The organism is Streptomyces sp. NPDC012769, assembly GCF_042901205.1.
Classification (GTDB): Bacteria; Actinomycetota; Actinomycetes; order Streptomycetales; family Streptomycetaceae; genus Streptomyces.
Genome location: NZ_JBIBCP010000009.1, coordinates 163554 through 170691 on the forward strand (window position 1 = coordinate 163554; position 7138 = coordinate 170691).

6 protein-coding genes are annotated in these 7138 nt (G+C 70.3%); all 6 read left to right on the top strand.

The window, feature by feature from the left end:
- Positions 1-15: 15 nt before the first annotated feature.
- Positions 16-267 carry a phosphopantetheine-binding protein gene (locus ACFY7C_RS35325; RefSeq protein ID WP_389659222.1) on the top strand — a complete coding sequence of 84 codons (252 nt, stop codon included), beginning with the start codon at positions 16-18 and terminating at the stop codon, positions 265-267.
- Positions 264-1472 carry a methionine adenosyltransferase gene (gene metK / locus ACFY7C_RS35330; protein ID WP_389659225.1) on the top strand — a complete coding sequence of 403 codons (1209 nt, stop codon included), beginning with the start codon at positions 264-266 and terminating at the stop codon, positions 1470-1472. Before ACFY7C_RS35325 ends, metK begins: the two co-directional genes overlap by 4 nt.
- Positions 1473-1500: 28 nt before the next feature.
- Positions 1501-2484 carry a carbohydrate kinase family protein gene (locus tag ACFY7C_RS35335; protein ID WP_389659228.1) on the top strand — a complete coding sequence of 328 codons (984 nt, stop codon included), beginning with the start codon at positions 1501-1503 and terminating at the stop codon, positions 2482-2484.
- Positions 2481-5951, top strand: a complete 3471-nt coding sequence (gene metH, locus ACFY7C_RS35340; protein ID WP_389659231.1) for a methionine synthase — start codon at positions 2481-2483, stop codon at positions 5949-5951. Before ACFY7C_RS35335 ends, metH begins: the two co-directional genes overlap by 4 nt.
- Positions 5948-6835, top strand: a complete 888-nt coding sequence (gene metF, locus ACFY7C_RS35345; RefSeq protein ID WP_389659234.1) for a methylenetetrahydrofolate reductase [NAD(P)H] — start codon at positions 5948-5950, stop codon at positions 6833-6835. Before metH ends, metF begins: the two co-directional genes overlap by 4 nt.
- On the top strand, positions 6828-7138 hold a 311-nt coding region (locus ACFY7C_RS35350; RefSeq protein ID WP_389659237.1), incomplete at its 3' end, for an adenosylhomocysteinase. The genes metF and ACFY7C_RS35350, both read left to right, overlap by 8 nt.

Below are 7138 nucleotides of genomic sequence, written 5' to 3' on the forward strand. Positions count from 1 at the left end.
TAAAGGAGAGCAATCATGGCCGACGGCCTGCAGACGGTGAAGAACTGGATCCTCGAGCGTCACCCGGAGCGCGACGACATCGCGCCCGACCTCGACCTGATCGAGAACCGGCTCATCGACTCGCTGTCCTTCGTCGAGTTCGTCTTCCTCCTGGAGCAGGAGAGCGGCACCGCCATCCAGATGGAGACCCTGGAGGTCGACTCCATCCGGACCCTCGGCGCCATCGAGCAGCACTTCTTCGTGGCCCCGGTGGAGGTCCAGGCATGAGCCGCCGCCTGTTCACCTCGGAGTCGGTGACCGAGGGCCATCCCGACAAGATCGCCGACCGGATCAGCGACACCGTCCTGGACGCGCTGCTCGCCCAGGACCCGCACTCCCGGGTGGCCGTGGAGACGCTGATCACCACCGGTCAGGTCCACATCGCCGGCGAGGTCACCACCACCGCGTACGCGCCGATCGCCCAGCTGGTGCGCGACGCGATCCTCGACATCGGCTACGACTCCTCCGCGAAGGGCTTCGACGGCGCCTCCTGTGGCGTGTCGGTGTCCATCGGTGCCCAGTCGCCGGACATCGCGCAGGGCGTCGACACCGCCTACGAGTCCCGCGTCGAGGGCGCGGGCGACGAGCTCGCCGCGCAGGGCGCCGGCGACCAGGGCCTGATGTTCGGCTACGCCTGCGACGACACCGCCGAGCTGATGCCGCTGCCGATCGCGCTGGCCCACCGTCTGTCGCGCCGGCTGACCGAGGTCCGCAAGAACGGCACCGTCCCCTATCTGCGGCCGGACGGGAAGACGCAGGTCACCATCGAGTACGACGGTGACAAGCCGGTCCGGCTCGACACGGTGGTCGTGTCCTCCCAGCACGCCGCCGACATCTCCGTCGAGGGCCTGCTGGCCCCCGACATCCGCGAGTACGTCGTCGAGCACGTCCTCAAGGAGCTCGTCGAGGAGGGCGTGAGCCTGGAGTCCGACGGCTACCGGCTCCTGGTGAACCCGACCGGCCGCTTCGAGGTCGGCGGCCCGATGGGTGACGCCGGCCTCACCGGCCGCAAGATCATCATCGACACGTACGGCGGCATGGCCCGGCACGGCGGCGGCGCGTTCTCCGGCAAGGACCCGTCCAAGGTCGACCGCTCGGCCGCCTACGCCATGCGCTGGGTCGCGAAGAACGTCGTCGCCGCCGGTCTCGCCCGGCGCTGCGAGGTGCAGGTCGCGTACGCCATCGGCAAGGCCGAGCCGGTCGGCCTCTTCGTCGAGACCTTCGGCACGGGCACGCTGCCGGACGAGCGGATCCAGGAGGCCGTGAGCGAGGTCTTCGACCTCCGGCCGGCCGCGATCATCCGGGACCTCGACCTCAAGCGGCCCGTCTACGCGGCCACCGCCGCCTACGGCCACTTCGGACGCGAGCTCCCGGACTTCACCTGGGAGCGCACCGACCGCGTCGAAGCCCTGAAGACGGCCGCGGGGCGCTGAGGAAGCCAAGGGAGCTGAGGGAGTCGACATGCGTATCGCTGTCACCGGATCCATCGCGACCGACCATCTGATGACCTTCCCGGGATGGTTCAGCGAACAGCTGATCGCCGACCGCCTCGACCGGGTCTCCCTGTCGTTCCTCGCCGACAACCTGGAGGTCAGGCGCGGCGGAGTGGCAGCGAACATCGCCTTCGGGCTCGGCGTGCTCGGACTGCGTCCCGTCCTCGTGGGCGCGGTCGGCGCCGACTTCGAGCCGTACCGGATCTGGCTGAAGGACCACGGTGTGGACACCGACTCGGTGCGCGTCAGCGAGTCGCTCCACACCGCCCGGTTCGTCTGCACCACCGACCGGGCGCAGAACCAGATCGCCACCTTCTACGCCGGAGCGATGGCCGAGGCCCGCGAGATCGACCTGCGGGAGGTCGTCGCCCGGACCGGCCGCCTCGAACTCGTCCTGGTGTCCCCGGACGACCCCGAGGCCATGCTGCGGCACACCCGCACCTGCCGCGAGCTCGGCGTCCCCTTCGCCGCCGACCCGTCGCAGCAGCTGGCGCGGCTCGACGGCGGCCAGGTGCGGGCACTGGTGGACGGGGCCCGCTTCCTGTTCACCAACGAGTACGAGACCGCCCTGCTCCTGGAGAAGACCGGCTGGGCCGAGGCGGACGTGCTGCGCCGCGTCGGCACCTGGGTCACCACCCACGGCGAGGCCGGCGTCCGCGTCCGCGGCGAGGGCCGGGCCCCGCTCGCCGTGCCGGCCGTCCCCGTCGCGGGCGTGGTCGACCCGACCGGCGTCGGGGACGCCTTCCGGGCCGGATTCCTCGCCGCGACGCTGTGGGGCGTGCCCGAGCGCTGCGCCGCCCAGCTGGGCTGCGCGGTCGCCGCGACCGTCCTCGACTACGTGGGGACGCAGGAGTACCGGCTGCACCGGGAGCCGCTCCTGGACCGGATCAGGACCGCCTACGGCATGGGCTGTACGGCCGAACTGCTGACGCATCTGAGGGGGCTGACGTGAGCGTCGTACGCAGGTCGCTACGGGACGAGTTCGCCACGCGGGTCGTGGTGGCCGACGGGGCGATGGGCACCATGCTCCAAGCCGCCGACCCGACGATGGACGACTTCACCGGTCTGGAGGGCTGCAACGAGATCCTCAACCTCACCCGGCCCGACATCGTCGCCTCCGTCCACGACGCCTACTTCTCCGTCGGCGTGGACTGCGTGGAGACCAACACCTTCGGCGCCAACCTCGCCGCGCTCGCCGAGTACGGCATCGAGAACCGCGTCTACGAGCTGTCGGAGGCGGGCGCCCGCATCGCCCGCGGCGTCGCCGACGCCCACACCGCCGCCGACGGCCGCCCCCGCTGGGTGCTGGGCTCCATGGGCCCCGGCACCAAGCTGCCCACCCTCGGCCACGTCACCTACGAGCCCCTGCGCGACGCCTATCAGCAGAACGCCGAGGGCCTGATCCGCGGCGGCGCCGACGCCCTGCTCGTCGAGACCTCACAGGACCTGCTCCAGACGAAGGCGGCCGTCATCGGCGCCCGCCGGGCCCTGGACTGGTGCGGGGCCGGCGACCTGCCGCTGATCGTCCAGGTGACCGTCGAGACGACCGGCACGATGCTGCTCGGCTCGGAGATCGGTGCGGCGCTGACGGCGCTGGAGCCGCTGGGCATCGACATGATCGGCCTGAACTGCGCGACCGGCCCGGCCGAGATGGCCGAGCACCTGCGCTATCTGTCGAGGCACGCCCGGATCCCCGTGTCCGTGATGCCGAACGCGGGCCTGCCCGTGCTGACGTCCGACGGCGCCCACTACCCACTGTCCCCGGCCGAACTGGCCGACGCCCAGGAGGCGTTCGTACGGGACTACGGCCCCGCCCTCGTCGGCGGCTGCTGCGGCACCACCCCCGAGCACCTGCGGGAGATCGTGGAGCGGGTGCGGGGCGCGGCCGTGCCGGCGCGGACGGTGCAGCCGGAGCCGGGCGCGTCCTCCCTCTACAGCCACGTGCCGTTCCGGCAGGACACGGCGTACCTGGCGATCGGTGAGCGGACGAACGCGAACGGGTCGAAGAAGTTCCGTGAGGCGATGCTGGAGGGCCGCTGGGACGACTGTGTGGAGATGGCCCGGGACCAGATCCGCGAGGGCGCGCACATGCTCGACCTGTGCGTGGACTACGTGGGCCGTGACGGCGTCGCCGACATGGAGGAGCTCGCGGGCCGCTTCGCGACGGCCTCGACGCTGCCGATCGTGCTCGATTCGACCGAGGTGGGTGTGCTGCGCGCCGGCCTGGAGAAGCTGGGCGGCCGGGCCGTCGTCAACTCGGTCAACTACGAGGACGGGGACGGGCCCGAGTCGCGGTTCGCGCAGGTCACGACGCTGGCCAAGGAGCACGGGGCCGCGCTGATGGCCCTCACGATCGACGAGGAGGGGCAGGCGCGGACGGCGGAGAAGAAGGTCGCCATCGCCGAGCGGCTGATCGCCGACCTGACGGGGAAGTGGGGCATCCGCGAGTCGGACATCCTGATCGACACCCTCACCTTCACGATCTGCACCGGTCAGGAGGAGTCGCGGAAGGACGGCATCGCGACGATCGAGGCGATCCGTGAGCTGAAGCGGCGCCATCCGGACGTGCAGACGACGCTGGGTCTGTCGAACATCTCCTTCGGCCTCAACCCGGCCGCCCGGATCGTCCTGAACTCGGTGTTCCTGGACGAGTGCGTGAAGGCGGGTCTGGACTCGGCGATCGTGCACGCGTCGAAGATCCTGCCGATCGCGCGCCTGGAACCGGAGCAGGTCGAGGTCGCGCTCGACCTGATCCACGACCGGAGGCGGGAGGGCTATGACCCGCTGCAGCGGCTCCTGGAGCTCTTCGAGGGCGCGACGGCGAAGTCGCTGAAGGCCGGCAAGGCGGAGGAGCTGCTCGCGCTGCCGCTGGAGGAGCGTCTGAAGCGGCGGATCATCGACGGCGAGAAGAACGGCCTGGAGGCCGACCTCGACGAGGCGCTGAGCACGACCTCGGCGCTGGACATTGTCAACCGGATCCTGCTGGACGGGATGAAGACGGTCGGCGAGCTGTTCGGCTCCGGCCGGATGCAGCTGCCGTTCGTCCTCCAGTCGGCCGAGGTCATGAAGACGGCGGTGGCGTATCTCGAACCCCACATGGAGAAATCGGACGCCGAGGGCAAGGGAACGATCGTCCTGGCGACCGTCCGGGGCGATGTCCACGACATCGGCAAGAACCTGGTCGACATCATCCTCTCCAACAACGGCTACAACGTGGTCAACATCGGGATCAAGCAGCCCGTCTCCGCGATCCTGGAAGCTGCGGAACAGCACTCCGCCGACGTGATCGGCATGTCCGGTCTGCTGGTGAAGTCGACGGTGATCATGAAGGAGAACCTGGAGGAGCTGAACGGCCGGGGCCTTGCGGAGAAGTATCCGGTGATCCTCGGTGGTGCGGCTCTGACCAGGGCGTATGTCGAGCAGGACCTGCACGAGATCTACCAGGGTGAGGTCCGCTACGCCCGGGACGCGTTCGAGGGTCTGCGCCTGATGGATGCGTTGATGGCGGTGAAGCGGGGGGTGCCGGGGGCGAGCCTGCCGGAGTTGAAGCAGCGGCGGGTGCCGAAGCGGGAGACGCCGGTCCTGGAAGTGCGGGAGTCGGAGCCGGCCGGCCGCAGCGACGTGGCCGTGGACAACGCCGTTCCCGAGCCGCCGTTCCTCGGGACGAGGGTCGTCAAGGGCATTCAGCTCGCCGAGTACGCGTCCTGGCTCGACGAGAGTGCGCTGTTCAAGGGCCAGTGGGGTCTGAAGGACAAGGAGACCATCGAGTCGGAGGGCCGGCCGCGGCTGCGGGGCTGGCTGGACCGGCTCCAGACGGACCACCTCCTAGAAGCGGCCGTGGTGTACGGCTACTTCCCCTGTGTGTCCAAGGGCGACGACCTGATCGTCCTGGACGAGGACGGAGGCGAGCGGACCCGCTTCACCTTCCCCCGCCAGGAGCGGGGCCGCCGCCTCTGTCTGGCCGACTTCTTCCGTGCCGAGGACTCGGGGGAGGTCGACGTGCTCGGCCTCCAGATCGTCACCGTCGGGTCCAGAGTCGGGGAGGAGACGGCGAAGCTGTTCGCCGCCGACTCCTACCGTGACTACCTCGAACTGCACGGACTTTCCGTGCAGTTGGCGGAGGCGCTGGCGGAGTACTGGCACGGCCGGGTCCGCGCCGAGTGGGGCATCGCCGGAGCCTCGGAGCCGACCGGCATCGAGGGCATGCTGCGGACGGAATACCAGGGCTGCCGCTACTCCCTGGGCTACCCCGCCTGCCCCGACCTGGAGGACCGCGCCAAGATCGCCGAGCTGCTCGGTCCGGAGCGGATCGGGGTCGTGCTGTCGGAGGAGTACCAGCTCCACCCCGAGCAGTCGACGGACGCCTTCGTCGTCCACCACCCCGAGGCCAGCTACTTCAACGCCGGAGGGCGACGATGAGCACGACGCCCGTGAACCCCACGCCCACGCCCACCTTCTCGTTCGAGTTCTTCCCGCCGAAGACCGACAAGGGCGAGCAGGCGCTGTGGGACGCGATCCGGCGCGTGGAGGCGCTCGCGCCGGACTTCGTGTCCGTGACGTACGGCGCGGGCGGCTCCTCCAGGGACCGCACCATTGACGTCACCCAGAGGATCGTCACCGAGACGACCCTCCGTCCCGTCGCCCATCTGACGGCCGTCGGCCACTCGGTCGCCGAGCTCCGGGCGATCATCGGCGCCTACGCCGACGCGGGCGTCCGTGACGTCCTCGTCCTGCGCGGCGACCCGCCGGGCGATCCCCGCGGCGCCTGGACCCCGCATCCGGACGGGTTCACCTACGCGTACGAACTCGTCGAGCTCGTACGGTCATTGGGCGAGTTCCGGATCGGCGTGGCGGCCTTCCCGGAGGGGCATCCGAGGTCCGAGAGCCCCGCGGGCGACCTGGCGCACTTCGTCGCCAAGTGCCGGGCGGGCGCCGACTACGCCATCACGCAGATGTTCTTCGACCCGGAGGACTATCTGCGGCTGCGCGACCGGGTCGCGGCGGCCGGCTGCGGCACCCCGATCATCCCGGAGATCATGCCCGCCACCGACGTGCGCCAGATCCGCCGGTTCGCCGAGCTGTCGGACGCGGCGTTCCCCGAGGACCTGGCGCACCGCCTGGAGGCGGCGAAGGACGATCCGGCCGCCGCCTACCGGATCGGTGTCGAGCACGCGACGGCGATGGGGCTGCGGCTGCTCGCCGAGGGAGCGCCGGGGCTGCACTACATCACGCTCAACAGGTCCACCGCGGCCCTGGAAATCCACAGAACGATTCAAGCGTCAAGGAGTCTTGTCCATGCCTGAGTTCACCGACTTCAAGGTTGCCGACATCGGTCTGGCGGAATTCGGCCGTAAGGAGATCACCCTCGCCGAGCACGAGATGCCGGGCCTGATGGCGATCCGCCGTGAATACGCCGCCACCCAGCCCCTGGCCGGCGCCCGCATCACCGGCTCCCTCCACATGACCGTGCAGACCGCCGTCCTCATCGAGACCCTCGTCGCCCTCGGCGCCCAGGTCCGCTGGGTGTCCTGCAACATCTACTCCACCCAGGACCACGCCGCCGCCGCGATCGCCGCCGCCGGCATCCCCGTCTTCGCCTGGAAAGG

Excerpts from the sequence above, each read along its gene's own strand:
- ACFY7C_RS35335 (WP_389659228.1), top strand. The coding sequence starts at position 1,501 with ATGCGTATCGCTGTCACCGGATCCATCGCGACCGACCATCTGATGACC.
- metF (WP_389659234.1), top strand. The coding sequence starts at position 5,948 with ATGAGCACGACGCCCGTGAACCCCACGCCCACGCCCACCTTCTCGTTC.
- ACFY7C_RS35325 (WP_389659222.1), top strand. The coding sequence starts at position 16 with ATGGCCGACGGCCTGCAGACGGTGAAGAACTGGATCCTCGAGCGTCAC.
- metK (WP_389659225.1), top strand. The coding sequence starts at position 264 with ATGAGCCGCCGCCTGTTCACCTCGGAGTCGGTGACCGAGGGCCATCCC.